General features: G+C 64.4%; 24 protein-coding genes. 17 read left to right on the top strand and 7 right to left on the bottom strand.

Translation table 11 applies throughout. From position 1 onward, the window contains the following. From AC1D1Y_RS08330 to fdxA, 5 genes are all read right to left on the bottom strand, one after another. Positions 1–365 (bottom strand): electron transfer flavoprotein subunit beta/FixA family protein (locus tag AC1D1Y_RS08330; protein WP_477681929.1); only part of this gene is annotated, 365 nt, incomplete at its 3' end. Between the two features lie 74 nt (positions 366–439). After that, entirely contained in the window at positions 440–1633 is a 1194-nt protein-coding gene (locus AC1D1Y_RS08325) for an amidohydrolase family protein (RefSeq protein WP_477681928.1), read from the bottom strand. A 29-nt stretch (positions 1634–1662) separates the two neighbouring features. Next, the gene (locus tag AC1D1Y_RS08320) at positions 1663–2361 is read right to left on the bottom strand and encodes a TetR family transcriptional regulator (protein WP_477681927.1); all 699 of its coding nucleotides are present in this window, start codon (positions 2359–2361) and stop codon (positions 1663–1665) included. 104 nt (positions 2362–2465) lie between these two features. After that, positions 2466–3239 carry a ferredoxin--NADP reductase gene (locus AC1D1Y_RS08315; RefSeq protein ID WP_477681926.1) on the bottom strand — a complete coding sequence of 258 codons (774 nt, stop codon included), beginning with the start codon at positions 3237–3239 and terminating at the stop codon, positions 2466–2468. 57 nt (positions 3240–3296) lie between these two features. Beyond that, positions 3297–3623 (bottom strand): ferredoxin FdxA, encoded by a 327-nt coding sequence (fdxA, locus tag AC1D1Y_RS08310; RefSeq protein ID WP_477681925.1) that lies wholly within the window; start codon positions 3621–3623, stop codon positions 3297–3299. Between the two features lie 266 nt (positions 3624–3889). Between fdxA and AC1D1Y_RS08305 the strand changes: the two genes are divergently transcribed. The 12 genes from AC1D1Y_RS08305 to AC1D1Y_RS08250 all read left to right on the top strand — a co-directional run bounded on the left by AC1D1Y_RS08305 (position 3890) and on the right by AC1D1Y_RS08250 (position 19274). Then, positions 3890–5527 (top strand): 6-hydroxynicotinate reductase, encoded by a 1638-nt coding sequence (locus AC1D1Y_RS08305; RefSeq protein ID WP_477681924.1) that lies wholly within the window; start codon positions 3890–3892, stop codon positions 5525–5527. Positions 5528–5538: 11 nt separating this feature from the next. After that, positions 5539–6450 carry a UPF0280 family protein gene (locus AC1D1Y_RS08300; RefSeq protein ID WP_477681923.1) on the top strand — a complete coding sequence of 304 codons (912 nt, stop codon included), beginning with the start codon at positions 5539–5541 and terminating at the stop codon, positions 6448–6450. 22 nt (positions 6451–6472) lie between these two features. Next, positions 6473–7114: an amino acid synthesis family protein gene (locus tag AC1D1Y_RS08295; RefSeq protein WP_477681922.1), complete on the top strand. Its 642-nt coding sequence runs from the start codon at positions 6473–6475 to the stop codon at positions 7112–7114. 45 nt (positions 7115–7159) lie between these two features. Then, complete coding sequence (locus AC1D1Y_RS08290) at positions 7160–7744, top strand: amino acid synthesis family protein (RefSeq protein ID WP_477681921.1); 585 nt, start codon at positions 7160–7162, stop codon at positions 7742–7744. Between the two features lie 56 nt (positions 7745–7800). Continuing rightward, on the top strand, positions 7801–9000 hold the full coding sequence (locus tag AC1D1Y_RS08285) for an ABC transporter substrate-binding protein (RefSeq protein WP_477681932.1): 1200 nt from the start codon (positions 7801–7803) through the stop codon (positions 8998–9000). Between the two features lie 107 nt (positions 9001–9107). After that, on the top strand, positions 9108–11006 hold the full coding sequence (locus tag AC1D1Y_RS08280; RefSeq protein ID WP_477681920.1) for an ABC transporter permease: 1899 nt from the start codon (positions 9108–9110) through the stop codon (positions 11004–11006). Further along, positions 11003–11782, top strand: a complete 780-nt coding sequence (locus tag AC1D1Y_RS08275) for an ABC transporter ATP-binding protein (protein ID WP_477681919.1) — start codon at positions 11003–11005, stop codon at positions 11780–11782. Before AC1D1Y_RS08280 ends, AC1D1Y_RS08275 begins: the two co-directional genes overlap by 4 nt. Further along, on the top strand, positions 11782–12519 hold the full coding sequence (locus AC1D1Y_RS08270) for an ABC transporter ATP-binding protein (RefSeq protein WP_477681918.1): 738 nt from the start codon (positions 11782–11784) through the stop codon (positions 12517–12519). Before AC1D1Y_RS08275 ends, AC1D1Y_RS08270 begins: the two co-directional genes overlap by 1 nt. Positions 12520–12587: 68 nt before the next feature. Then, positions 12588–13742 (top strand): ABC transporter substrate-binding protein, encoded by a 1155-nt coding sequence (locus tag AC1D1Y_RS08265; RefSeq protein WP_477681917.1) that lies wholly within the window; start codon positions 12588–12590, stop codon positions 13740–13742. After that, the gene (locus AC1D1Y_RS08260; RefSeq protein WP_477681916.1) at positions 13739–14236 is read left to right on the top strand and encodes a (2Fe-2S)-binding protein; all 498 of its coding nucleotides are present in this window, start codon (positions 13739–13741) and stop codon (positions 14234–14236) included. Before AC1D1Y_RS08265 ends, AC1D1Y_RS08260 begins: the two co-directional genes overlap by 4 nt. Next, positions 14233–17883: a molybdopterin cofactor-binding domain-containing protein gene (locus AC1D1Y_RS08255; RefSeq protein ID WP_477681915.1), complete on the top strand. Its 3651-nt coding sequence runs from the start codon at positions 14233–14235 to the stop codon at positions 17881–17883. Before AC1D1Y_RS08260 ends, AC1D1Y_RS08255 begins: the two co-directional genes overlap by 4 nt. Positions 17884–18020: 137 nt before the next feature. After that, positions 18021–19274 carry a CaiB/BaiF CoA transferase family protein gene (locus AC1D1Y_RS08250; RefSeq protein ID WP_477681914.1) on the top strand — a complete coding sequence of 418 codons (1254 nt, stop codon included), beginning with the start codon at positions 18021–18023 and terminating at the stop codon, positions 19272–19274. Between the two features lie 215 nt (positions 19275–19489). Here AC1D1Y_RS08250 and AC1D1Y_RS08245 read toward each other — a convergent pair whose 3' ends face one another. Both AC1D1Y_RS08245 and AC1D1Y_RS08240 read right to left on the bottom strand, forming a co-directional pair. Then, positions 19490–19978 (bottom strand): hypothetical protein, encoded by a 489-nt coding sequence (locus AC1D1Y_RS08245; RefSeq protein WP_477681913.1) that lies wholly within the window; start codon positions 19976–19978, stop codon positions 19490–19492. 113 nt (positions 19979–20091) lie between these two features. Next, positions 20092–21000, bottom strand: a complete 909-nt coding sequence (locus tag AC1D1Y_RS08240) for a LysR family transcriptional regulator (RefSeq protein WP_477681912.1) — start codon at positions 20998–21000, stop codon at positions 20092–20094. Positions 21001–21173: 173 nt separating this feature from the next. Here AC1D1Y_RS08240 and AC1D1Y_RS08235 point away from each other — a divergent pair, with 173 nt between their 5' ends. Genes AC1D1Y_RS08235 through AC1D1Y_RS08215 form a run of 5 tightly spaced genes read left to right on the top strand, consistent with a single transcriptional unit; the run spans position 21174 to position 25816 of the window. Beyond that, complete coding sequence (locus AC1D1Y_RS08235) at positions 21174–22157, top strand: 2Fe-2S iron-sulfur cluster-binding protein (RefSeq protein WP_477681911.1); 984 nt, start codon at positions 21174–21176, stop codon at positions 22155–22157. A gap of 46 nt (positions 22158–22203) precedes the next feature. Then, the gene (gene gtdA, locus AC1D1Y_RS08230; RefSeq protein ID WP_477681910.1) at positions 22204–23253 is read left to right on the top strand and encodes a gentisate 1,2-dioxygenase; all 1050 of its coding nucleotides are present in this window, start codon (positions 22204–22206) and stop codon (positions 23251–23253) included. Positions 23254–23294: 41 nt separating this feature from the next. Further along, on the top strand, positions 23295–23990 hold the full coding sequence (locus tag AC1D1Y_RS08225; RefSeq protein WP_477681909.1) for a fumarylacetoacetate hydrolase family protein: 696 nt from the start codon (positions 23295–23297) through the stop codon (positions 23988–23990). A gap of 39 nt (positions 23991–24029) precedes the next feature. Beyond that, positions 24030–25331, top strand: coding sequence for an aromatic ring-hydroxylating dioxygenase subunit alpha (locus tag AC1D1Y_RS08220; RefSeq protein WP_477681908.1), 1302 nt, complete (start codon positions 24030–24032; stop codon positions 25329–25331). Then, on the top strand, positions 25328–25816 hold the full coding sequence (locus AC1D1Y_RS08215; protein ID WP_477681907.1) for an aromatic-ring-hydroxylating dioxygenase subunit beta: 489 nt from the start codon (positions 25328–25330) through the stop codon (positions 25814–25816). The genes AC1D1Y_RS08220 and AC1D1Y_RS08215 overlap by 4 nt, the downstream gene beginning before the upstream one ends.

Genomic DNA, 25816 nt, shown 5'->3' with positions numbered 1-25816 from the left:
TCGTCAATGGCCTGCTTGCCAAGGATGACGAGCTGGGGTTGTTCTTTTTCGACCAGGGCCTTGAGCAGCTTGGCGACGGCCAGGGGCTGCAGTTCTTCGGCGGTCTCGACCAGGATGGCGCGGTCGGCGCCTATGGCCATGGCGGTGCGCAGGGTTTCCTGGCACTGCAGCACGCCGCAGCTGACGGCGATCACCTCGGTGACCACGCCTTTTTCCTTCAGGCGGGTGGCTTCCTCGACGGCGATCTCGTCAAACGGGTTCATGCTCATCTTGACGTTGGCGATGTCGACACCGGTTCCATCGGATTTGACGCGGACTTTCACGTTGTAGTCGACTACACGCTTGACGGGGACCAAGACCTTCATTGATCAATTCCTTGACGGTTTATGAATAAAAGACGCGCAGGGCTATCCCCGCACAAGAAAAAATCGGGACGGCTTCAGGCCGCGACGATGCTGGGGATTTGTGTGGCCGGCGGCGTGTTGCGGCTGCGGCCGCAGCGCACCAGGCCGTCGATCATCACCATGCCGACGCCCGGGATGTCACCGCGCTGGATGCTGTCGAGGATGTCCCGCCCGGCGGAGTGCTGGGCTTTGTCCATGAAGACAAAGTCGGCGTCGCGGCCGGGTTCTATCAGCCCGCAGTTGAGCTTGCGGATGCGTGCCGTGTTGCCGGTGGCAAAACAGAAGGCCAATTCCGGCGGGATGTTTCCGAGGCTGCAGAGCAGGGAGATCAGGCGCAACATGCCCAGCGGCTGGACGCCCGAACCGGCGGGGCCGTCGGTTCCCAGGATGACGCGGTGTGGGCACTTGAGCTGCAGCGCTGCCTGGGCGGCGGCGATGGCGACCTTCTCGTTGCCGTTGTGAACGATCTCGATCGCGCGCGACGACTTCTCGCAGAGTTCGCAGACATGCGTCTCCGACAGTGACGTGTGTCCGCCGTTGATGTGGCCTATTACGTCCGCGTCGGCTTCCAGCACCACGTCCTTGTCGATCAGGCCGGAGCCCGGAATCGACGGGCCGCCGGTGTGGATGGTGCTCTGGATGCCGTACTTGCGTGCCCAGCCCACCATTTCCTTGGCTTCGTAGCCCGCCTTGACGGAACCCAGGCCGACTTCGCCGAGCAGCGTCACGCCGGCCTCGGCCAGGTCCTTGAAGTCCTGTTCGGTCATGCCTTTTTCAATGATGGGCGCACCGGCCAGCACCTTGACGCCGCCCGGGCGGAAGTTGTCGAAGGCGCGCTGCGCGGTGATGGCCAGCGCCTTGAGGCCGACGATGTCTTTGGGGCGCCCCGGCAGGTGAACCTCGCCGGCTGAGATCATGGTGGTGACGCCGCCGTGCATGGTCGAATCTATCCAGCCGATCTGGTTCTGGCGCGGTGTCCAGTCGCCGAAGACCGGGTGCACATGGCTGTCGATCAGGCCGGGCGCCACGCAGGTCTGGTGGGCATCGATCACGGTCTGCGCATGCGCGGTGTCGCAGTCCTTGGCCTTGCCGACGGCCACGATCAGCCCGTCGTTCACGACGATGGTGTCGGCGTCCAGGATGGGGTGGTCTATGTCGCCGGACAGCAGCAAGCCGATGTTCTGGATGACGACTTTTCCCGACTTGCCGGTTGATGCTGCTTCCGCCATGGGTGGCCTCTTTTCAAATGTGTGGGGGATCAGGGATTCAGCATGACGGTGCGTAGCACGGTGCTGATGATGAAAGCCTGCCATTCGGCCAGTGCCTCGGGCGTCTGCAGGTCTTCGCCGAGGAAGGCCGACAGCGTGTGGCGGTTGGAGATGTAGAAATAACCGGTGGCGGCGATCAGCAGGTAGACATTGCGGGCGGAAATGTCCGCGCGGAAAATTTTCTTGCGCGCGCCGCTCTCCAGCAGTTGCCGGATGATGGCGATGGCGGGGGACGAGTAGTCCCGGGCGCGCTGCGATTTGGCGATGTGCTTGCCGCGATGCAGGTTCTCTGTATTGAGCAGCGTGATGAATTCGGGGTTCTTGCTGTAATAGGAGACCACGAAGCAGATGACGTCGGTCAGGGATTCCACGGGGTGCTCGATGTCCAGCGACAGCTCCAGCTCCGCGTCGTTCATGCGGCGGTACATGTCTTCGAGAACCTCGATGAACAAGCCTTCCTTGCTGCCGAAGTAGTAATAAATCATGCGGTCGAATGACTTGGCCGATTTGGAGATTTTCTCCACGCTGCCGCCGTCATAGCCGTAGCGCGCGAAGACTTTCGTTGCCGCGCGCAGGATGTTGTCGCGCGTGGTTTGCGCTGCCTGTTCCCGTGCGCCGGGCCGCTTGGCTGCCGCGCGTTTTGGCGCCGCGGCACGCGGTTTTGGGGTTTTAGCTGTCTTCGCTGTCATGTAGGGATGTCCAGTCGCGTTTTACAGGTGATGGGGCGGGAGTTGCCTTGGAAGCCGGTTTCCTGAGCAGTGTATGACGCGGAGAAGCAAGCGCCGGGCCACCCTCACTGCTCGGCGAAGGCGCGCTCAATGACGAAGTCTCCCGGCCTGGAGGTATTGCCTTCCGCAAATCCCCGGCCTTCGAGCATGTGCTTGAGGTCCTTGAGCATCCCGGGGCTGCCGCAGATCATGACCCGGTCATGCGCCGGGTCCAGTGGCGGCAAGTTCAGGTCCGCCAGCATCTTCCCGCTTTCGATCAGGTCGGTGACGCGCCCCATGTTGCGGTAGGCCTCCCGCGTGACGGTGGGGTAGTACAGCAGTTGTCTGGAGATCAACTCGCCGAGAAATTCGTGTTGGGGCAGGTGGTCGACGACCAGGTCGTGATAGGCCAGCTCGTCGGCCTGGCGAACGCCGTGGACCAGCACGATCTGCTCGAATTGTTCGTAGGTCGCCGGGTCCCGGATGATGCTCATGAACGGCGCCAGGCCGGTGCCGGTCGAGAGCAGGTACAGGCGCTTGCCGGGCAGCAGGTAGTCGATGACCAGCGTGCCGGTGGGCTTGCGCCCGACGATGATCTTGTCGCCGACCTGGATGTGCTGCAGGCGCGAGGTCAGGGGGCCTTCCGCCACCTTGATGCTGAGGAACTCCAGGTGCTCCTCATGGTTGGGGCTCACGATGCTGTAGGCGCGCAGCAGCGGTTTGTCGTTGACCCTGAGCCCGATCATGGTGAAGTGCCCGTTGCTGAAGCGCAGCGAGGTGTCGCGGGTGGTGGTAAAGGTAAACAGGCGGTCGGTCCAGTGGTGGACGGACAAGACGGTTTCTTCGTTGAATGCGCTCATGGTGGTGTGTTGATTAAAGAGTCGTCGCTTGAAGAGCTGCAGGCCGGACCAGATATTTCAGCCGAGATCCAGGCCTGCCAGCTTGTTGGTTTTGTCTTTCCACTGCTCGGCGTCCGGCAGGGGGGCGGTGCGCTTCGAAATGGTGGGCCACAGCTTCGCAAGCCTTTCATTGATCTCCAGGAAGGGTTTGAACTGCTCGGGCGTGTCCGTGTCCGCATAAATGGCATTGACGGGACATTCCGGAATACAGACGGCGCAGTCTATGCATTCGTCCGGGTCGATGACCAGGAAATCAGGGCCCTGCTTGAAGCAGTCCACAGGACAGACGTCCACACAGTCGGTGTACTTGCATTTGATGCAGGCGTCGGTCACTACGTGGGTCACAAGAGCTCCTTTGTGGCGCGGTTGCGCGGGCCGCTGGTCGTTGATGGAGGCAATGTGCCACATTAATGTAGTGAACGCAACATTTAAGTTAAGTGCCTGCAACATTTTTTAAAAAATATTCAGAATCGCGGTGCAAATCCTATTGCGCGGCAATTCCGTATCCGCTACATTGAATTTAAATGTAGTAAATGCAACATGTAAATTAAGTGTGCACTACATTGGGGATTGCGCCCCACGATGGGGCCGAAGCGAACAAGGCGAACACGATGACCGAACACACGAAGACGGACGGCCTGCCGGGCATGGATGCCCTGGCCTTCCCCCAGGTGCTGGAAAAGGCCAGGCCGCGCAATGAGCGGATGAACAGCGAGAAGATCGAGTGCAACGCCTGTCCGGTGCTGTGCCAGATATCGGACGGCCGCAGCGGCGCGTGCGACCGCTACGCCAACCATGGCGGCACCCTGGTGCGTGTGGATCCCGTGTTGCTGCTGCGCCGTACTTTGTCGGGCTCGGAGCCGCAGCTGGTTCCCTTTGCCGGGCGTGAGGCTGACTTGCCGTCCGCGCCGGAAGATGCCGCTGCCGAAGGCCTGCCCGCCGCGGCCCCGGCCTGGAGCGGCGACCTGCTGCTGGCCGACGAGGTCTTCGTCACCGGCGTCGGCTCATCGACGACCTACCCCGACTACAAGCCCGCGCCCTTCATCGTGTCGTCGAAGGCGGCGGGCGTCGACCTGGTCACCGTCGTCACCGAGGGGATTTTCAGCTACTGCAGCTTCAAGGTGAAGATAGACACGGACCGCTTCCTGGGCGCCGAGCAGGCCAACGTGCGCTGCAAGGGCGAAGTCGTCGGCCATGTGACGACGGCGGAGTACGGATCGCAGATGCTGTCGCTGGGCGGCGTGCATCACCTGACCGGCGGCAGCAAGAAGGAAGGCCGCGTGACGGTCGAGATGATGAAGGCGCTGGGCAACAAGCAGGCCGTCGAATTCACCATCGACGGCGGCTCGCAAATCCTGATCCAGGCGGGCCGGGCGCCCATCGTCAACGGCGTGGAAGAAAAGCGCATGCGCGTGGGCTGCGGCTCGGCCACTGTCGGAATCTTTGCCAAGCAATTGTTCGGCAAGCTCGACGAGGTCGTGGTCGTCGATGACCACATCACCGGCGTGCTGACCGAGCACCAGGCCGGCCGTTGCCTGGACATGCCGCCCTCCGGCATCAAGATGCGGGGGCGCAAGTCGACGCCGGGGCGCTACTTCCAGGTGGCCAATCCCGGCACGGGCTGGGGCGGGACGGACATTGCCGACCCGCTGTCCATCATCGAAAGCTGGGATGCCGCCGTGGCCCGGCCTGGCCTGCGCCTGCTGATGACCTCCACCACCGGCGAGCATGCGAGCTGGTATGTGCTCGATGAAGCGCTCAATCCGGTCGAGCGGGAGATGCCGCCGGAAGTGCGTCGCATCGTCGAACGTATCGGCGAGAACTGCGAGCCCTCCCTCTCGACCGTGCTCTTCCTTGGCGGCGCGGGCGGCAGCCTGCGCGCCGGCGTCACGGAAAACCCGGTGCTGCTGACGCGAGCCATCAAGGACGCGCTGGTGAATGTCACTTGCGGCGGCGCGCCGGCCTACGTCTGGCCGGGCGGCGGGATCACGGTGATGGCCGACGTCATGCGCATGCCGGACAACAGTTTTGGCACCGTGCCCACGCCGGCCATCGTCGCGCCGATTGAATTCAGCATGAAACTGGATGACTACCGCGCGCTGGGCGGCCACATGGACCACGTGCGCACGCTGGAGGAGGCGCTGCACCGGGGAGCCTGGCACAACGAAGGCGCGCCCACGGCCCTGGCATGGGCCGCATTGCCGGCAGCCAACCCCTGGCCGCTGGCCCGTCCGCCGCTGCTGGGCTAAGGCCTTCCGCCATGAACGCCCAACGCACGCAATTGCCCGACGGCCGCTGGCATTTCCAGCATGGGCCGATGGACATCGTCATCGGCGCCCATGGCATCCCGGCGGCGGTGGAGGCGGCGCATGACCAGGCCTGGCAGCGCTTCAGCGGCATTCTCGGGGAACTGGTGCAAGAGCTGGCCGTCCTGCGGCAACCCGTGCAAGGGCCGTGTCCGCTGCGCGGTCCGGTGGCGCGGCGCATGTGGCATGCATGCCGGCCCTACAGGAGCGGCTTTATCACCCCCATGGCCGCGGTGGCCGGCGCGGTGGCGCAAGAACTGGTCGCCTGCTACGCGGCAAGCGGCGTCACGCGGGCCTGGGTCAACAACGGCGGCGACATCGCGCTGCATCTCGCGCCTTCGCAGTCGGTGCGGATCGGCCTCTATGCGGACCTCGCCAGCCTCGGCGTGGATGAAATTCTGCATGGCGTGCAAACCGACGGGCAGTTCGAGGTCGACAGCGCGCTGCCCGTGCGCGGTGTGGCCACCAGCGGGTGGCGCGGCCGCAGTTTTTCATTGGGCATCGCCGACAGCGTGACCGTGCTGGCGCGCACGGCCGCTGAAGCCGACGCGGCCGCGACCGTGATTGCGAACGCGGTGGACCTTGCCGATGCGCGCATCCTGCGCAGGCCGGCCTGCGAGCTCAAAGACGACAGCGACCTCGGCGCCATTCCCGTCACCGTCGACGTGCCGCCGCTGGAGCCGGAGCTGGTAAGCCGCGCGCTGCATGCGGGCCTCAAGCGCGCCCAGACCTTGCGCGCGGCGGGCCTGATCTGGTCGGCGGTGCTGGTGTGCCAGAAGCAGTTCATGAGCACCGCCGACGGTGGCTCGGTGCAAAGGCTCGAAAACCATCCCGCCGGCCGGCAAGTTGGTTCGGTATTTGCTTAATGAAATGAATGGACCTTCAACCATGATCGAAATCAGGCGCATCTTTACGCACGTGGAGCAGATACGGCACGAATTCGGCCCCGAGGCGGCCACGCCGCTGCTGCGCGGCACGATTGCCGCGGTGCTGGCCAACCCCTTCGCCGGGCGTTATGAGGCCGACATCCTGCCGATGATGGATGCGCTCCAGCCCGTCGGCATCGACATGGCCCAGCGCCTGCGCGCCGCGATGGACGTTCCGGCGGACCGCATCGAGAGCTATGGCAAGGGCGCCATCGTCGGTGCGGGCGGGGAACTCGAGCACGGCGCGCTCTGGCATGTGCCGGGCGGTTATGCCATGCGGGAATTGCTGGGCTGGAAGGGCGACCGCAACGCCTATGCCAAAGGCCAGGCCGAAGAGAAAACCGGGCAACCCGGCAACGCGCTGTCCATCGTGCCCTCCACCAAAAAAGTGGGCGGCCCGGGCACGGCGCTCGATGTGCCGATGACGCACGTCAACGCCAGCTATGTGCGCAGCCATTTCGACGCGATCGAAGTACGCGTGCCGGGCGCACCGCTGCCCGACGAAATCGTCTTCATCCTTGCGATGGGCACGGGCCCGCGCATCCATGCGCGCGTCGGCGGCCTGGCCGCGAGCGCGATCGCCAAATGGGACGGCTTGCGCTGAGCAAGGCGTGGCCAGCACCTACACACATTGAGACAAGGAAACACCATGGCAGCGAAGATCAGGAAAATCATTGTGCAGGTCGATGAGACGCTCATCGAAATGGGGAAAACCGTCAACCCACCGACGCGCAGGGCGCTGGCGATGGCCGTGATTGAAAACCCCTTTGCCGGGACCTACGTGGAAAAGCTTGACGAGCTGATCGCCATCGGCGAAGAACTCGGCGGCTTGCTCGGACAGAAGTGCGTGCAGGCCCTGGGCATCGCGCCGGGCCAGGCGCAAAGCTACGGCAAGGCCGCGATTGTGGGCGAGGCCGGTGAGCTCGAGCATGCCGCGGCCATCCTGCACCCCAAGCTCGGCGCGCCCTTGCGGCTTGCGGTGGAAAAAGGCGCGGCCCTGGTGCCGTCGAGCAAAAAGCGCGGCGGCCTGGGCACCGCGATTGATGTACCGCTGGGGCACAAGGATGCGGCCTTCGTGCGCAGCCACTTTGATGCCATGGAAGCACGCGTGGCCGATGCGCCGCGCGCCAATGAAATTGTGGTTGCTGTCGTCGTCACAGACAGTGGCCGGCCACTACCGCGCGTGGGCGGATTGCAGGTCCACGAAATCAAGGGCGAGGACGGGCTGCGCTGATGCGGGCCTCTGTCAACCTTCCATCCGATCCACGACAAACAGGAGTATTTATGAAGATGCACCACAAGATGCTGAGCGCCGTGACCTTGCTGGGTCTGATGGCTTCGATGATGGCGGCGCATGCGCAAGGCGTCATCAAGATCGGCGAGATCAACAGCTACAAGGCCCAGCCGGCTTTCCTGGAGCCCTACAAGAAGGGCATGGAGCTGGCCGTCGAGGAACTGAACGCCGCGGGCGGCATCAATGGGAAGAAGGTGCAACTGATCATCCGCGACGACAACGCCAACCCCGGTGACGCAGTGCGCGCGGCCGAGGAACTGGTCTCGCGCGAGAAGGTCGACGTGCTGACCGGCTCCTTTCTCTCCAACATCGGCCTGGCGCTGACCGACTTCGCCAAGCAGAAGAAGTTCTTCTTCCTGGCGGCCGAGCCGCTGACGGACAAGATCGTCTGGCAAAACGGCAACCGCTATACCTTCCGCCTGCGCACCTCGACCTATATGCAGGTCGCGATGCTGGTGCCGGAAGCCGCCGCGATGAAGAAAAAGCGCTGGGCGGTGGTGTATCCCAACTACGAGTACGGGCAGTCGGCGGCGGCAACCTTCAAGACACTTTTGAAGGCAGCTCAACCGGACGTCGAATTTGTGGCCGAACAGGCCCCGCCCCTGGGAAAGGTTGATTCCGGCAGCGTGGTGCAGGCCATGGCCGACGCCAAGCCGGACGCCATCTTCAACGTGCTGTTCGGGGCCGACCTTTCGAAGTTCGTGCGCGAGGGCAATACCCGGGGCCTGTTCCAGGGCCGCGAAGTCGTGAGCCTGCTGACCGGCGAGCCCGAGTACCTGGACCCCCTCAAGGAAGAAACGCCCAACGGCTGGGTGGTGACCGGCTATCCGTGGTACGGCATCCAGACGCCTGAGCACAAGGCCTTCTTCCTGGCCTATCACGGCAAGTACAAGGACTATCCGCGCCTGGGCTCGGTCGTCGGCTACACCGCCATCAAATCGCTGGCCGAGGGCATGAAGAAAGCCAAGTCCACCGATACCGAGAAGTTGATCACGGCTTTCCGGGGCCTGAATGTGACGACGCCTTTCGGCCCCGCGGTCTTCCGCCCGGAAGACCACCAGTCCACCATGGGCGCTTATGTGGGCCGCACCAAGAATGAAGGCGGCAAAGGTGTGATGGTGGACTACCGCTACATCGACGGCGCCAAAGTGCAACCCAGCGCCGCCGAAGTCAAGAAGATGCGCGCCGCCGATTAAAAGCACGGGCGCGCCGGCCTGCCGGATGCACAGGGGCCGCCGCCGCGATGCGGCGGGTGCGCCCTGGTGCCCGCAGGCTGTCAGTTTCCCGCAATAAAGGTCTATTCATGAGCTTTTCAGGCTTTATCGTGCAGTTGCTCAACGGCCTGGCCGGGGCGTCCTCGCTGTTCCTGGTGGCGGCGGGGCTGTCGCTGATCTTCGGCGTCACGCGCATCGTCAACTTCGCGCACGGCTCCTTCTTCATGGTCGGCATTTATGTCGCCTATTCGCTGGTGCGCGCGCTGGGCAGCACCCTGGGCTTCTGGCCGGCCCTCCTGATCGCGGCGCTGGCCGTCGGCGTGCTGGGCGCGCTGGTGGAAATCCTGTTGCTGCGCCGCATCTACCGCGCGCCGGAACTGTTTCAGCTGTTGGCCACTTTTGCCCTGGGCCTGGTGATCAAGGACGGCGTGCTCTGGTTCTGGGGCGCGGAAGAGCTGCTGGGCCYGCGCGCGCCCGGCCTGACCGGTTCGGTCTCCATCCTCGGGCGGCAATTTCCTTCTTACGATCTTTTCCTGATCGTGGCCGGCCCTGTTGTGCTGGGACTGCTCTGGCTGCTGCTCACCAAGACGCGCTGGGGCACGCTGGTAAGGGCCGCCACCCAGGACCGCGAGATGGTGAGCGCGCTCGGCGTCAACCAGGCCTGGCTGTTCACCGCCGTGTTCGCGCTGGGCGCCTTGCTGGCCGGCCTGGGCGGCGCGCTGCAGCTGCCGCGCGAGCCCGCCAACCTCGAGATGGACCTCAACATCATCGGCGCCGCCTTCGTGGTGGTCGTGGTGGGCGGCATGGGCTCGATCCCGGGCGCCTATGTGGCGGCGCTGCTGATCGCCGAACTCAAGGCGATCTGCATCTGGCTGGGCCTGGTGGAGATTGCCGGCATCAGCATTTCCTTTTCAAAATTGACATTGGTGGTGGAGTTCCTGGTCATGGCCGTGGTGCTGGTGGCCCGGCCCTGGGGTTTGTTCGGCCGGCCGCAGGCCCCCAGCCGCCACGCGGGAACGGCCGAGCAACCCCTGCGCCCGCCGCAGCGGCTCTACAAGTTCGGGGGCGCGGCCTTGTTGCTGGTGCTGGTCTTGACGCCCGCGCTGTCGGCGCAATCGCCCTACGTCACCGTGCTGCTGATCGATTTGCTGGTGGCAGTGCTGTTCGCGGCCAGCCTGCACTTCATCATGGGGCCCGCCGGCATGCATTCCTTCGGACATGCGGCTTACTTCGGCCTGGGGGCCTATGGCGCCGCGTTGCTGGTGCGAAGCTTGAACTTGCCCATGGAAGTGGCGCTGGTGGTCGCGCCCCTGGTGGCGGCGCTGGGCGCTTTTGTCTACGGCTGGTTCTGCGTGCGCCTGTCCGGTGTCTACCTGGCCATGCTGACGCTGGCCTTTGCGCAGATCACCTGGGCCATCTGCTACCAGTGGGATGCTTTCACCGGCGGCAGCAACGGCTTGACCGGCGTGTGGCCCGCACAGTGGCTGGCCGACAAACGGGTGTATTACTACCTGACCCTCGTCCTGGTCGTGGGGGCGGTGCTTTTTATGCACCGGATGCTTTATTCGCCCTTTGGCTACGGCATGCGTGCGGCGCGCGACTCGGTGCTGCGCTCGGACGCCATCGGCATGAATGTCAAGCGCATGCAATGGGTGGCGTTCGTGATCGCGGGGGCTTTTGCCGGCCTGGCCGGCGCGCTTTACGCCTTCTCCAAGGGCAGCATCTCGCCGGAGAGCCTGCATGTGAGCAAATCCATCGACGGGCTGGTGATGGTGCTGCTGGGCGGCATCCAGACATTGGTCGGGCCGGTGGTCGGCGCCGTCACCTTCACCTGGCTGCACGACACCGTGGCGCGCAATACCGACTACTGGCGCGCGATGCTGGGCGCCATCATCCTGATCCTGGTGTTGCTGTTCCCGCAGGGGATTGCGGGGTTTGTCAAACAGCTGCTGGCCAACCGGCGCGGCGCGGCGGAGGAAAAGTCATGAGCTTGCTCAAGGTCACGGGCCTGGGGAAATCGTTCGGCGGCGTCCGGGCGGTGGACGGCATCAACTTCGAACTCGCCGCCGGCGAATTGCTGGCCCTGATAGGCCCCAACGGCGCGGGCAAGTCGACCACCTTCAACATGGTGAACGGCCAGCTGCGCGCGGACAGCGGCTCCATCCAGCTGGATTCCCAGGAGCTCGTGGGCCTGGCGCCGCGCGACATCTGGCGGCGCGGCGTCAGCCGGACCTTCCAGATCGCCGAGACGTTTTCCTCGCTCACGGTGGTGGAGAACGTGCAGATGACGCTGCTGTCGGCGGACCACAAATTGTTTTCCATGTGGCGCCGCGCCGCGGACCACAAGCGCGACGAAGCGCTCGCACTGCTTGAACAGGTCAATATGAAGGCCCAGGCCGACCGGCCCTGCAGCGTGCTGGCATATGGCGACGTCAAACGCGTGGAGCTGGCGATGGCCATGGCCAACAACCCCAAGCTGCTGCTGATGGATGAGCCCACCGCGGGCATGGCGCCCCGGGAGCGCAATGACCTGATGGCCCTGACCAAGCAATTGGTCATAGACCGGGGCATGGCGGTGCTCTTCACCGAGCACAGCATGGACGTGGTCTTCGCCTATGCCGACCGCATGATCGTGCTGGCACGCGGACGGCTGATCGCGGAAGGCAAGCCTCTGGAGATTCGCGACCACCCCAAGGTCCAGGAAGTCTATTTCGGCAGCGGCAAGACCTTCGAGAAAAAAGCCCTTGTAAAGGAAGCCGCCTGATGGCCACCGCGAAAGATGTTTTGTTGCAGGCCACGGGCCTGTCGGCCTGGTATGGCGCCGCCCAGATCCTGTTTGACGTCGGCCTTGACGTTCGGCGCGGCGAAGTCGTTGCCTTGATGGGGCGCAACGGCGCCGGGAAATCGACGACGCTGAAGGCCTTGATCGGCATGCTCGACAAGCGGCGCGGCAGCGTGTCCTTTCTGGGCCAGGACATCTCAAAGAGTGAGCCGCACCACGCGGCTCGCATGGGACTGGGCTTTGTGCCGGAAGACAGGCGCATCTTCACCGACCTGACGGTGACGGAGAACCTCGAGGTCGGGCGCCAGGCCGCGCGGCGCTGGCCCGACGGCGGCGAAGCGCCCCTCTGGACGCCGGAGCGCCTCTTCAAGTTGTTTCCCAACCTCGGCGAGATGCCGGGCCGCGCCGGCGGCCGCATGAGCGGCGGCGAGCAGCAGATGCTGACCGTGGCGCGAACCTTGATGGGCAATCCTTACCTGGTGCTGCTCGATGAGCCTTCCGAAGGGGTTGCGCCCGTCATCGTCGAGCAGATGGCCCACATGATTCTTGAACTGAAAGCCCAAGGGGTCAGCATCCTTTTGTCGGAGCAGAACATGCATTTTGCCGAACTGGTGTCCGACCGGGCCTATGTGCTTGAGAAGGGGCAGATTCGCTACGAAGGCTCCATGGCCGACCTGGCGGCCAACGATGAAGTGCGCCGTGCCTACCTGAGTGTCTGAGCGGCGCGCGGGTCCCGATCCCATGAATACGTGACAGCTGTTTGTCTTTTTTGACCTCCGGGAATCTTATGAAGCTGATCCTGAATGCACGCCGGCTGGCATCCGCCATGCTGGCCCTGGCCCTTGCCGCCGCAGGGCCCGCCCGCGCGGAGACCGGTGTGACCGACACGGTGGTCTCCATCGGCCAGTCCGCGGTATTCAGCGGGCCCGTCGCGGCGACCGGGAACAACTACCGGCGTGGCATCGAGCTGTACTTCGAGCAGATCAACAAGGCCGGAGGCCTGTTCGGGCGCAAGCTGCAACTGACGGCGCTTGATGATGGCTACGATCCCAAGCGAACGGCCGAGAACACCAGGACGCTCATCGAGCAGAACAAAGTGTTTGCGCTCATCGGTTATGTGGCCACGGCCAACCTGATCGCGGCCATGCCGATGGCCGAAGAAGCCAAGGTCCCGCTGTTCGCCCCGCTGGTCGGGACCACTTCCATACGGCTGAAGCACAACCGCTACCTGTTCCATGTCCGGGCCAGCTACAAGGCCGAACTGGCCCGCATCACCCAGCAACTGGCGGTGGTGGGCAACGACAAGGTGGCGGTGGTTTACCAGGACAGCGTTTTCGGCAAGTCAAACCTGGACACCTTGCTGGAACTCATCAAGGCCGAAAAGCTTCAGCTGGTGAAGACCCTGCCCATGGCGATCACGGCACAGAGCGCCACGGACATCGCTGCGCAGCTCAAGCAGGCCTCGCCGAACGTCATCATCATGATCATGGCCGGCACCATGTCCGAAGTGCTGATTCGCGACGTGCGCGGTGCCGGTCTGGGGACGCCGCTGTACACCATCTCGGTCGGCCTCGCCGATGCCAAAGCCTCGGCCACGCGCCTTAACGGCGCCTTGCGCGGCGTCGTCACCGCCAGCATCGTCCCTTCGCCCACGCTGGAGCGCTATGGCATCGTCAAGGAATATCGCAAGGCGGTGGGCGCGTCGGCCGGGGAGGGTGACAATTACACCGTGCTGGAAGGCTATATTGCGGCCAAGGTGTTCACCGAAGGACTGCGCCGCGCCGGGCGCAACCTGACGCGCGAGAATTTCATCGCCGCCCTGGAAGGCGCGGGCACCCTGGATATGGGCGACTTTCGTGTGGAATACGGCCCCGGCAATCACAATGGGTCCAGCTTTGTGGAGCTTGAGATGTACACCGCAGCCGGCAACCTGATTCGATGACATTGAACGCCGTCACACTTTGCGTCAACCGGGTGCGGCACTCGCTGCCGGTTCCGGCCGATACCTGCCTGCTGACGGTGCTGCGCAACGACCTCGAATTGAACAGCCCGAAATACGGCTGCGGCCTGGGGGAGTGCGGCGCCTGCACCGTGCTGGTCGACGGCGTGGCGGCACGCGCCTGCGTGATCCCGGTGGGCGGTGTGGCCGGCCGCGACATCACCACGCTGGAAGGCCTGGGTACGCCGGCGGCCCTGCATCCGGTGCAGCAGGCTTTCATCGAGGCGCAGGCCGCCCAATGCGGCTACTGCCTGAGCGGCATGATCATGATGACGGTGGCGCTGCTGGCGCGCAATCCCTCGCCCAGCGAGGATGAGATACGCCGCGAACTGTCCGGCAACCTCTGCCGCTGCGGCACCCACCTGGAGATCGTGCAGGCCGTGCTGCGCGCGGCCGAACTGACGCGGCAGGGCCTTGCCCCGGGGAGCGCGGCATGACGCGCCGCGCCGACACGCCGCGCACGCGCGCGGATTTCCACGCAGCCGCCGGCGTGCTGCTGGTGACGCGCGAGCCGCCCCCGCCGCCGCCGCAGGCCAATGGCCAGCCGGCGTTGGTCAGCGGAAATCCACAGGAGGGTGTTGAAATCCTGGTCGCCGTCTGGGACGACGGCAGCGTGACGGCGCTCAACGGCCATGTGGACCTCGGCACCGGCATACGCACGGCGCTGGCCCAGATCGTGGCGGAGGAACTGGACGTTGCGCTGGAGCAGGTCAACATGGTGCTGGGCGACACCACGCGCGCGCCCAACCAGGGCGCGACCATCGCCAGCGCTTCCATCCAGATACACGCCGTTCCCCTGCGCACCGCAGCGGCGCAGGCGCGGGCCTGGCTGCTGGCACGCGCCGCCGCCGTGCTGCAGGTGGATGCGTCGCTGCTGTCCGTGCGGGACGGCCATGTGTCCGTGGCCGGCCAGGAAAGCCGCTCGGTGGCCTATGGCGCCTTGCTGGCCCTGCAGCACACACAACTGCTGCTGGCGCTGGACACCCCCGTCAAGGCGGCGGTGGATTACCGCATCGTGGGCACCAGCACGCCGCGCGTGGACATTCCGGCCAAGGCCACCGGCGCATTGACCTTTGTGCACGACATGCGCGTGCCGGGCATGCTGCACGGCCGCGTGGTGCGCCCGCCCTATGCCGGGGCCGACCATGGCGATTTCATCGGCAACACGCTGGAGTCGGTGGACGAATCTTCGATCTCCCACATCCCGGGCATACGCGGTGTGGTGGTGATACGCGACTTTGTCGGTGTGGTCGCGGAGCGCGAAGAGCAGGCCGAACAGGCGCTGCGCGAGCTGCGTGTTCAATGGAAATCCTGGCCGGGGCTTCCGAATCTGGGCGACCTCGAGCAGGCGATCCGCAACAACCCGTCCACCCAACGCAAACTCGTCGACGAGGGCGACGTGGACGCCGCGATGGCGGGCGCCGCGCAATCGCTGGCGCGCAACTATGTCTGGCCCTACCAGATGCACGGTTCCATAGGCCCCTCCTGCGCGGTGGCCGACTGGCAGCCGGAGCGATTGACCGTCTGGGCCGGCACCCAGAACCCCCATGTGCTGCGCGCCGACCTCTCGCGCCTGACCGGCCTGGCCGATGTCGACATCGCCGTCATTCGCATGGAGGCCGCCGGCTGCTACGGCCGCAACTGCGCCGATGACGTCGCGGCGGACGCGGCGCTGCTGTCGCGTGCCGCCGGCGCCCCGGTGCGCGTGCAGCTGACTCGCGAGCAGGAGCATGCCTGGGAGCCCAAGGGTGCCGCGCAACTGATGCAGGTCAATGGCGGGCTCAATGAAGATGGCTCGGTCGCGGCCTACGATTTCCAGACCTCCTACCCGTCCAACGGCGCGCCCACGCTGGCGCTGTTGCTCACGCGCACCGTGGAGCCGGTCGCGCAGGCTTTCGAGATGGGCGACCGCACCGCGCGCCCGCCTTACGACTATGAGAACCTGCGTGTCGCCGTCAACGATATGCCGCCCATGCTGCGCGCCTCCTGGCTGCGCGGTGTGTCGGCGCTGCCCAACTCCTTCGCGCACGAATCCTATATCGACGAGCTCGCCACCGCCGCGGGCGTGGACCCGGTCGAATTCCGCCTGCGCTACCTCAAGGAGCCGCGCGCCGCCGAACTCGTGCGGACCACGGCGGAACGCGCCGGCTGGCTCGCGCATACCCAGCCGCGGCAGCAGGCCGTGTCGGGCGAAGCAACGGACATCCTGCACGGGCAAGGCTTTGCCTATGCCCGCTACATGCACAGCAAGTGGCCGGGCTTCGGCGCCGCCTGGGCCGCCTGGGTGGCCGATGTCGAGGTCAACCGCAAGACCGGCGAGGTGCATGTGCGGCGTGTGGTGGTGGGGCATGACGCCGGCACGCTGATCAATCCCGCCGGCGTGCAGCACCAGATCCACGGCAACGTGGTGCAGGCCACCAGCCGCGCCCTGACCGAGCAGGTGACGGTGGAGCCCAACAAAAACACCGTGGTCGGCCTGGAGTGGGGCAGCTATCCCATCCTGAATTTTCGCGACGTGCCGGTGATCGAGGTCGTCACCATGGCACGCCCCGGCGAGCCGCCGCTGGGCGCGGGCGAGTCGTCCTCGATACCGGGTACGGCGGCCATTGCCAATGCGATTTTTGACGCCACCGGCGTGCGCTTTCGCCAGCCGCCGTTCACGCCAGAAGTGGTGCGCACCGCGCTCAACCCCTTGCCGGATGGCGAGCCGGCTGCCTTGCCGCTTCCCGCGCGCCGGGCCCAGCGCATGCCCGAGGGAGCGGCCTGGCCCAAGGGACTGGGCGCATGGTCACGCGCCGGCGCCTTGCTGGCGGGGGTGGTTGGTGTCGCATGGGCCTTGCTGGGCGGGCGCGGGGCGATTGCGCCTATGACGCCGGTGGCGCCATCCGGCGCGTCCATTTACACCGCCGCGACGCTGGAGCGCGGCCGGCAGCTTGCGGCCGCCGGCGACTGCGTGGTCTGCCACACCGCGCCGGGCGGCATCCCCAATGCCGGCGGCCGGGCAATGGAGACGCCGTTCGGGAAGATCATCACGACCAATCTCACGCCCGACCCGGAGACCGGCATAGGGCTGTGGTCTTTCAGCGCTTTCCAGCGGGCGATGCGCGAAGGTATTTCGCGCGACGGCCGCTATCTGTACCCCGCGTTTCCCTACACCGCCTTTGCCAAAGCCAGCGACGAGGACTTGACCGCGCTGTATGCTTACCTCATGGCGCAGCCCGCCGTGCGCTCGGCGCCGCCCGCCACCCGGCTGGACTTTCCCTTCAGCGTGCGCCCCCTGATGGCCGGCTGGAACGCGATGTTCCACGATCCCGCGCCCTACCGAACCGACCCGGCGCAAACCGCCGAATGGAATCGCGGCGCCTACCTGGTCAATGGCCTGGGGCATTGCGGCGCCTGCCATACGCCGCGCAATGCCCTCGGCGCTGAGCGCGGCGGCAAGGCTTTCCTGGGCGGCGCCACTGTCGACGGCTGGGAGGCGCCCGCGCTTACGGCGCTGTCGCGCGCGCCCGTGCCCTGGACATCTTCAGAACTCTACGCTTACCTGCGCAAGGGGTATGCGCCGCGGCACGGCATCGCCGCCGGTCCTATGGGGCCCGTCGTGAAGGAGTTGTCGGCATTGCCCGATGAAGACATCCGCGCCATGGCCGCCTACCTGGCGTCTTTTAACGAACCCGTTCCAGAGGCCGAAAGCGCCGAACGCGCCAGGCAGGTGGTGCTGTCCGCGCAGCAATCCGCCACCGGCCTGCTGGGCCCAGGCCAGCGCCTGTTCAACGGCGCCTGCGCCTCCTGCCATCACGACGGTGACGGTCCTCGCCTGCTCGGCGTGAATGTACCGCTGGCGCTCAACAGCAATTTGCACAGCGCGCAAGCCGACAACCTAGTCCGCACGATTCTGGAAGGCATACGCACGCCCGCCGGCACGGACATCGGCTTCATGCCGGCCTTCCGCCACAGCCTGGACGATGCCCAGGTCGCGGCGCTGGCAAGCTATATGCGTAGCCGCTATGCGCCGGCCGAACCCGCCTGGCGCGACCTGCCCGCCACGGTGTCGCGCCTTCGCGCCGCGCCGGGCGAGCACTAGGGCGTGTTGGCCCATTGGGTCCTGTCCATCCTTAATCTCCTCTTTCGGGCGGATGCGGGGCTCGCGACAGCACTCCTTATGAACTTCGCGAGATCGGATCCCTTCCATCCATTCACTTTTCCTGGAGATTGCGCATCATGACCGCTTCCCCCTTTTCTTCCGTTTCCCGTCCTCCTCCATTGAGCGGCATCCGTGTGCTGGATTTGTCGCGCGTACTGGCTGGCCCCTGGGCGGGACAACTTCTGGCTGATTTGGGTGCGGATGTCGTGAAAATTGAAAAACCGCAGGGGGGTGACGATACGCGCGCCTGGGGGCCACCCTACCTCAAGGACAGCTCGGGCCGGGATACCAGCGAGGCGGCCTACTTTTTGTGCGCCAACCGCAACAAGCGCTCTGTCGCCATCGACATTGCTACGCCAGAGGGGCAAGCGCAAGTGCGGGCCTTGGCCGGTCAAGCCGACGTAGTGCTGGAAAACTTCAAGGTGGGAGGGCTCAAGCGCTACGGGCTGGATTACGCCAGCCTGAAGGAGGATTACCCGCGCCTCGTGTATTGCTCCATCACCGGCTTCGGGCAGACCGGGCCCTATGCGGCGCGCGCAGGCTACGACTTCCTGATCCAGGGCATGGGCGGCTTGATGAGCGTGACCGGCGGCACAGATGGCGAGCCGGGCGCCGGCCCGCAGAAGGTCGGTGTGGCGCTGACGGACATCATGACCGGCCTGTACGCGACGGTGGCGGTGCAGGCCGCCCTGGCGGAACGCGAGCGCTCCGGCCTGGGCCAGCACATCGACCTGGCCCTGCTGGACGTGCAGATCGCCTGCCTGGCGAACCAGGCCTCCAACTACCTGGCCGGCGGGCAGCTGCCGCGCCGCATGGGCAATGCACATCCCAACATCGTGCCCTACCAGGACTTTCCAACCGCGGACGGCGACATCATCCTGGCAGTCGGAAACGACGATCAGTTCGCCCGCTTCTGTGCCGTTGCGGGAAATGCCGAGTGGGCGCGGGATCCGCGCTTCTCGACCAACGAGCAACGCGTGGCACACCGAGCCGTGCTGCTACCCTTGCTCAGGCAAGCCACGGTGGCGCGCAGTTCGGCGGACTGGATCGGGGCGCTGGAGGCCGCCGGCGTACCCTGCGGCCCCATCAACCGCATCGATGAGGTTTTTGCCGATCCACATGTAGTGGCCCGCGGTCTGCGCATGACGCTTCCCCACCCCCAGGCGGGCGAGGTTCCGCTGGTTTCCAACCCCATCCGCTTTTCCGGCTCGCCCGTCAGCTACCGCACTCCCCCGCCGCTTCTGGGTCAGCATACCGCCGAAGTCCTGGCGCAATGGCTGTCCGGTGAAACCGCGATTTCTATCGGCTTGCGCAACCAAGGAGGGGGCTAAGCTCGCGCAGGTAAGCCGCATGTGAAGCACGCCGGCAAACTTCCTTGGCCCGAATGGCAGTGAGCGCAGTGTTCAGTTCTCGGGGCGTACCAACGAATAAATGTTTTCGGCAAACGTCCCCCAGAAGAGGATGACGTCTTCGCTGTGACTTTTCTGCGCGCGAAGCGGGATATCTCGCATTTGAGTGCAGTGGCGATACTCACATTAGGTGGGCATCACCGGGCACCGTACGCAAGAAGGGAAAGCAGCCAACCTGCAAGTGAAAGCAGTAAGCGGAGCCAGTTGAGTGAGCGCCATTTTGCTGCGGTGAGCAGTGCTGTCACGGTTGGCGGCGCATCGCCGCGCATGAGGCCTATTGCTTTGGGAATGAAGAAGGCGAAGGTGAATATTCGCTCGACCAGCGTCACCGCACATGCAGCGAGCCAAAGGGTGCGGGCCGGCCCCGTACTCGCGAACGCAAAATAGCAATTGAGGAGCGTCAAAAGGCTCAGGGGTCCAGTGCTGACAAAGCCCCAGAAACGACGCCCGGAATCGTCGGCTCGCATCGCCTCAGGATCAAGATAGCGCGCGCCGTCGGGAGAAATTCCCATCCAACGCGGAACAACAACTCGCTGCTCGTAAACGCCGGCCCCAAAGGCAATGCCGTGAAAAATGACGAACATCAACAGCGCAAACGATGGAAAGTCAAAGAACATGTAATGCATCGGGGAGGATGGTAACGGTTCGTGGTGCCATAGCATCTTTCAGTGGGCCTGACGCAATTTATACCGCAAGGTCCGCGGCACACTGGTTCGGACCTCAATGCAATCCGACAGATTCAAGCACGATCCGAATGCGTATCGAAGATCAGCGATCTGAGCCACTGATTGGCCGGGTCTTTGTGGTACTTGGCGTGCCAGAAAAGATTGATGGCGATTTGTGGCAACTTCACGGGATGGCTGACGTATCTGAGATTGAACGGCGTCGCCATTTTTTCCGCCAGGCGCTCGGGCACTGTGGCCGCCATGTCGGTGGATTGAAGAATATGGCCAATCGCGACGAAATGGGGAACCGTGAGGCGTATGCGTCTCTTTTGTGAACCGCTGTCCAGAATTTCGTCGACTTTTCCGTGCCCGGTTCCTGCGGACGCAATCACGAGGTGATCGCTGGCAAAAAAATCAGCGGAGGAAATCTTTCGCTTGTCCAGTGCATGGTTTTTGCGAAACACGCAAACGTATTGTTGAGAGAACAGGCGCTGCTGGAAGAATCCGGCCTTCAATTGGGGTAACAGCCCGATCGCCAGGTCGACGTGGCCTGCCTCCATGGCATCTTTCAGGTTGACGGCGGTGTTGCGCACCGTGCTGATGGAAACCCCCGGCGCCACCTTCTGGATCTTTTCCATCAAGAGAGGCAGGAAGTAGATTTCGCCGATGTCGGTCATCCCGACGGTGAAGCTCCGTTTGCTGTTGGCGGGATCGAATGAATTCTTGACGTTGATCGCGCCGTGGATCATGCCYAGCGCATAACCKATCGAYTCGGCCAGCTGRTCSGCAAAKGGCGTGGGCTGCATGCCGCTCGACGTSCGCAGRAAMARYTCGTCACCAAACAGCTTGCGCAGGCGCGCCAAGGCATTGCTGACGGCGGGTTGTCCCAGGCCCAGATTCTCCGCCACCTTGGAGACCTTTCTTTCGGTCAGCAGCTGGTTGAAGATCACCAGCAGGTTCAGGTCAATGTCCTTGAGTTCCATCTGCGGCCCCTAGTGGTAGTGGTGGTTGTTATTGATTTAAATGATATAGAACATTGACGACATTGTATTGACTGATTTTGGTGGGTCTCGGATCATGCCCTCATTGCCGCTGATGTTTGCCGGAACGCATGCGGCAAGGCGACTTCCCCACGAGACACACCAGATCAAGCACGATGGAAATTTTTGTCCGCCCTCTCCAGCGCACGCTGAGCGTTACCGCAGGGGTGAACTTGCTGGACGCCCTGCGCGCCAACGACGTGCCGGTGTCCTACAGCTGCCTGGCGGGGCGTTGCGGCACCTGCCGCTGCAAGCTCGTCGAAGGGCAGGTGCTCGACTCGGGCGGAGAAGCCCAGCGGCCCGTGGCAGCCGGCGACCAGTACGTATTGGCCTGCCAGACCTTTCTGACGGAATCCTGCATTGTTGAGATTCCCGAGCCCGACGAGGTCGTTGTCCATACGGCAAAAATCATCAAGGCCACCGTCGTTGCGGTAGAGGACCAGACCCACGACATCAAACGCCTGCGGCTGAAGCCGGCCAAGCCCATCGAGTTTTCACCGGGACAGTACGCCCAGCTCCAGTTCACGCCCGAGCACATCCGGCCCTATTCAATGGCGGGCCTCTGCGCCGACGGCGAGCTGGAGTTCCATGTGCGCCTGGTCGCCGAGGGCCGCGTCACCGGCTACATCGCCAATGCGCTGAAGGTCGGCGACGCGGTGCGCGTCAGCGGCCCGATGGGTTCAGCCTACCTGCGCCGCAAGCATGAGGGGCCGATGCTCTGCGTGGCCGGCGGTACCGGCCTGGCGCCGATCCTGTCCATCATCCGCGGCGTCATTGCCGAAGGCATGCGCAACAGCATCCACCTGTATTTCGGCGTTCGCTCCGAACGCGACATCTATGGCGGCGAATGGCTGGCGGAGCTCCAGCGCCGGCATCCGCAACTGAAGGTGCACGTCGTGCTTGCGTCCGGCCAGGCGCCCGGCTGCCGCACCGGCCTGGTCACCGAAGCCATTGCCCAGGATTGGCCGGGCCTCGACGGCTTCCGTGCCTACCTCTGCGGTGCGCCCCCCATGGTTGAGGCCGCCAGCCTGCTGGTGCGCCAGATGGGCGTGCTGCCCGAGCAAATCTATGCCGACGCGTTTTATGCCAGCGGCACTTGACCGATCAGACCGATCAGACCGATCAGAACGATCAACAGGAACCCCCATGAACAGCAGAAATATCGACCTTGAATCCCAGCTGAGCCGCAAGGCCTACTACGACCGCATCGGCGCGGACAACATGACGCCCTTATGGGAAGTGCTGGGCGCGCTGGTGCCGCACTCGCCGAAGTCACCGGCGGTCGCGCACCTGTGGAAGTACACCGACGTGCGCGAACGGGTCATGGAAGCGGGCAGGCTGATCAGCGCGGCCGAGGCTGAACGCCGCGTGCTGATCCTGGAAAACCCCGCACTGCGCGGCCAGTCCTGCATCACACAGTCGCTGTATGCCGGGCTGCAGCTCATCATGCCGGGCGAAGTGGCGCCGGCGCACCGCCACACCCAGTCCGCGCTGCGGCTGGTGCTGGACGGTGAGGGCGCCTACACCGCGGTCGATGGCGAACGCACGACCATGCGCCGCGGCGACTTCATCATCACACCGGCCTGGACCTGGCACGACCACGGCAACCCGGGCGTGCAGCCGGTGGTCTGGCTCGACGGCCTGGACATTCCCATTGTGCGTTTCCTCGATGCCGGATTCGCCGAGAAAAGCGACAGCAACTACCAGGCCGTCGCCCGGCCGGAAGGCGATGCGCTGGCGCGTTACGGCGCCAACATGGTTCCGGTCGATTTTTACCAGCAGCCTGACGAGCCGACCAAGGTGTTTGTCTATCCCTGGGAACGCACGCTGGCATCGTTGAAAGCCATAGCCGCCGGCAGTGAGCCCGATGCGCACTTCGGCCACAAACAGCGTTACGTCAACCCGGCCACCGGCCGCTCGCCGATGCCGACGATGGCGGCGTTCTCGCAACTGGTGCCGGCAGGCTTCGAAACGCGGCCTTACCGTTGCACCGATGGCACGGTGTACGTGTGCCTTAGCGGCGGCGCCGAGGCGACCGTTGAAGGAAAAACCGTTCGCCTCGATGAAAACGACGTGATGGTGGTGCCGTCCTGGCACAGCCACCAGTTCCGCGCCGGTCCCGATACCGTGCTCTTCAGCTATTCAGACCGCCCGGTGCAGCAGGCCCTCGGTTTGTGGCGCGAACACCGCGCCTGAAACTCATCCTCACTTTCAACTTTTCAACAGAACGCCACCCCATGAACTACGCCATCGAACCCGCCACCGTCCCCACGCTCGCCGTGGCCGGCATCGGCGAACGCTTTCCCGTCAACCGGATCTTTTGCGTGGGCCGCAACTACGCCGCGCATGCACGCGAGATGGGCAAGGACCCCGAGCGCGACCCGCCGTTCTTTTTCATGAAGCCGGCCAACGCGGCCGTCGATGCGTCGTCGCCGGTCAGCATTCCTTATCCGCCGAAGACAAAGAACTTTCATCACGAAATTGAACTCGTCGTCGCCATCGGCAAGGGCGGCCGCGACATCGCCGTGGCCGATGCGCTGGACCATGTCTACGGCTACGGCGTGGGCCTGGACATGACACGCCGCGACCTGCAACTCGATGCGCGCGACAAGGGCCGTCCCTGGGAATTTGGCAAGTCTTTCTCGCTGTCGGCACCCGTCGGCGCGCTGTCGCGCGTGGCCGATGGCGGCCACGTCGCGCAAGGCGCCATCAGCGTCACCGTCAACGGGGCAGCCCGCCAATCGTCAGACATCGCCAAGCTGATCTGGTCGGTCCCGGAATGCATCGCCTACCTTTCCGAATATGAAACGCTGGAGCCCGGCGACATCATCATGACCGGCACCCCCGAAGGCGTGAACGCCGTGCTTGCGGGCGACGTGATGCAAGGCGACATCGCGGGCCTGGCCGGCATCACCGTCACGGTGGCGGCCTGAAACGCAGGCGCTGAATAAGCAAAGCAAAAGGAGACAGCGATGACTGCATCGACCGCCCCAACAACGGCCCCATCAACGGCCGCATCCACCGGCACCTTCCCCGTCAAGATCCATTGGGAATCCGAAGGCACCAGCCGGATTCCCTTTATGGCGTACACCGACCCGGACCAGCACAAGAAAGAGCTGGAGCGCTTTTTCTACAACAAACACTGGAACTACGTCGGCCTCGACGCCGAGATCCCCAACGCCGGCGACTTCAAGCGCACGGTGATCGGCGAGCGTTCGGTGATCATGGTGCGCGACACCGACGGCGGCGTCAGCGTTGTCGAAAACGTTTGCGCCCACCGCGGCATGCAGTTCTGCCGCGAACGCCATGGCAACAAAAAAGAGTTTGTGTGCCCCTATCACCAGTGGAGCTACACCTTGAAGGGCGACTTGCAGGGCGTGCCGTTTCGCCGCGGCGTCAAGCAGGACGGCAAGGTCAACGGTGGCATGCCCGCGGACTTCAAGACCGCCGACCACGGCCTCAACAAGCTGAAGGTCGCAACGCGCGGCGGCGTGGTATTTGCCAGCTTCGACCACGGCATCGAGTCTCTCGAGGACTTCCTCGGGCCGGTCATCCTCGGCTACTTCGATCGCCTGTTTGACGGCCGCAAGCTGAAGATCCTGGGCTACAACCGGCAGCGCATCCCGGGCAACTGGAAGCTGATGCAGGAGAACATCAAGGACCCCTACCATCCCGGCCTGCTGCACACCTGGTTTGTCACCTTCGGCCTCTGGCGCGCCGACAACAAGAGCGAGCTGAAGATGGACGCGCGCCACCGCCATGCCGCGATGATCTCCACGCGCGGCCAGTCGGGCAAGGCCGACGAGGTCACCCAGGTGTCCAGCTTCAAAGAGAGCATGAAGCTCAACGATCCGCGCTTTCTGGACATCGTGCCCGAGCCCTGGTGGGGCGGCCCGACCGCGGTGATGATGACGCTGTTCCCCAGCGTCATCCTGCAGCAGCAGGTCAACAGCGTATCCACGCGCCACATCCAGCCCGACGGCCACGGTTCCTTCGATTTCGTCTGGACGCACTTCGGCTTTGAGGACGACACGCAAGAGATGACGCAACGCCGGCTGCGCCAGGCCAACCTGTTCGGCCCGGCCGGCTTTGTGTCGGCCGACGACGGCGAGGTGATTGAGTTCTCACAGCAGGGTTTCGAGCAGAAGCCCTACCACCGTACCCTGGCCGAACTCGGCGGGCGCACGGTCGAGGACACCGACCACATGGTCACCGAGACATTGATACGCGGCATGTACCAATACTGGCGCGAAGTGATGGAGGCCGAAGCATGACCACCGCCGTCGCCGTCAATTTCGAAGACTATCAACAAATCGCGCAGCTGTATGCCGACTACGCCCAGGCGGTCGATTCGGGCGACTGGGATTTGTGGCCCGAGTTCTTCACCGAGGACTGCCTCTACAAGCTGATCCCGCGGGAAAACCATGAACGCGGTTTTCCGCTGGCAACCCTGCTTTTTGAAAGCAAGGGCATGCTGAAAGACCGTGTCTATGGCATCCGCGAGACCTTGTTCCATGACCCCTACTACCAGCGCCACGTCGTCGGCGCGCCGCTGATTCGCGCGGCCGGCGGCGATCGCTTTGAGTCGGAAGCCAACTACGCGGTCTTTCGCACCAAGCTGTCACAAGAGTCGACGGTCTTCAATGTCGGCCGCTATATCGACGTGATCGTGCGCGCGCCCGAAGGCCTCAAGTTCGCTTCGCGGTATTGCGTCTACGACAGCGAAATGATCCCCAATTCCATCATCTACCCCATCTGA

This window comes from Polaromonas sp. P1_G1 (assembly GCF_056405595.1).
This window is presented reverse-complemented; position numbering and strand designations above follow the sequence as displayed.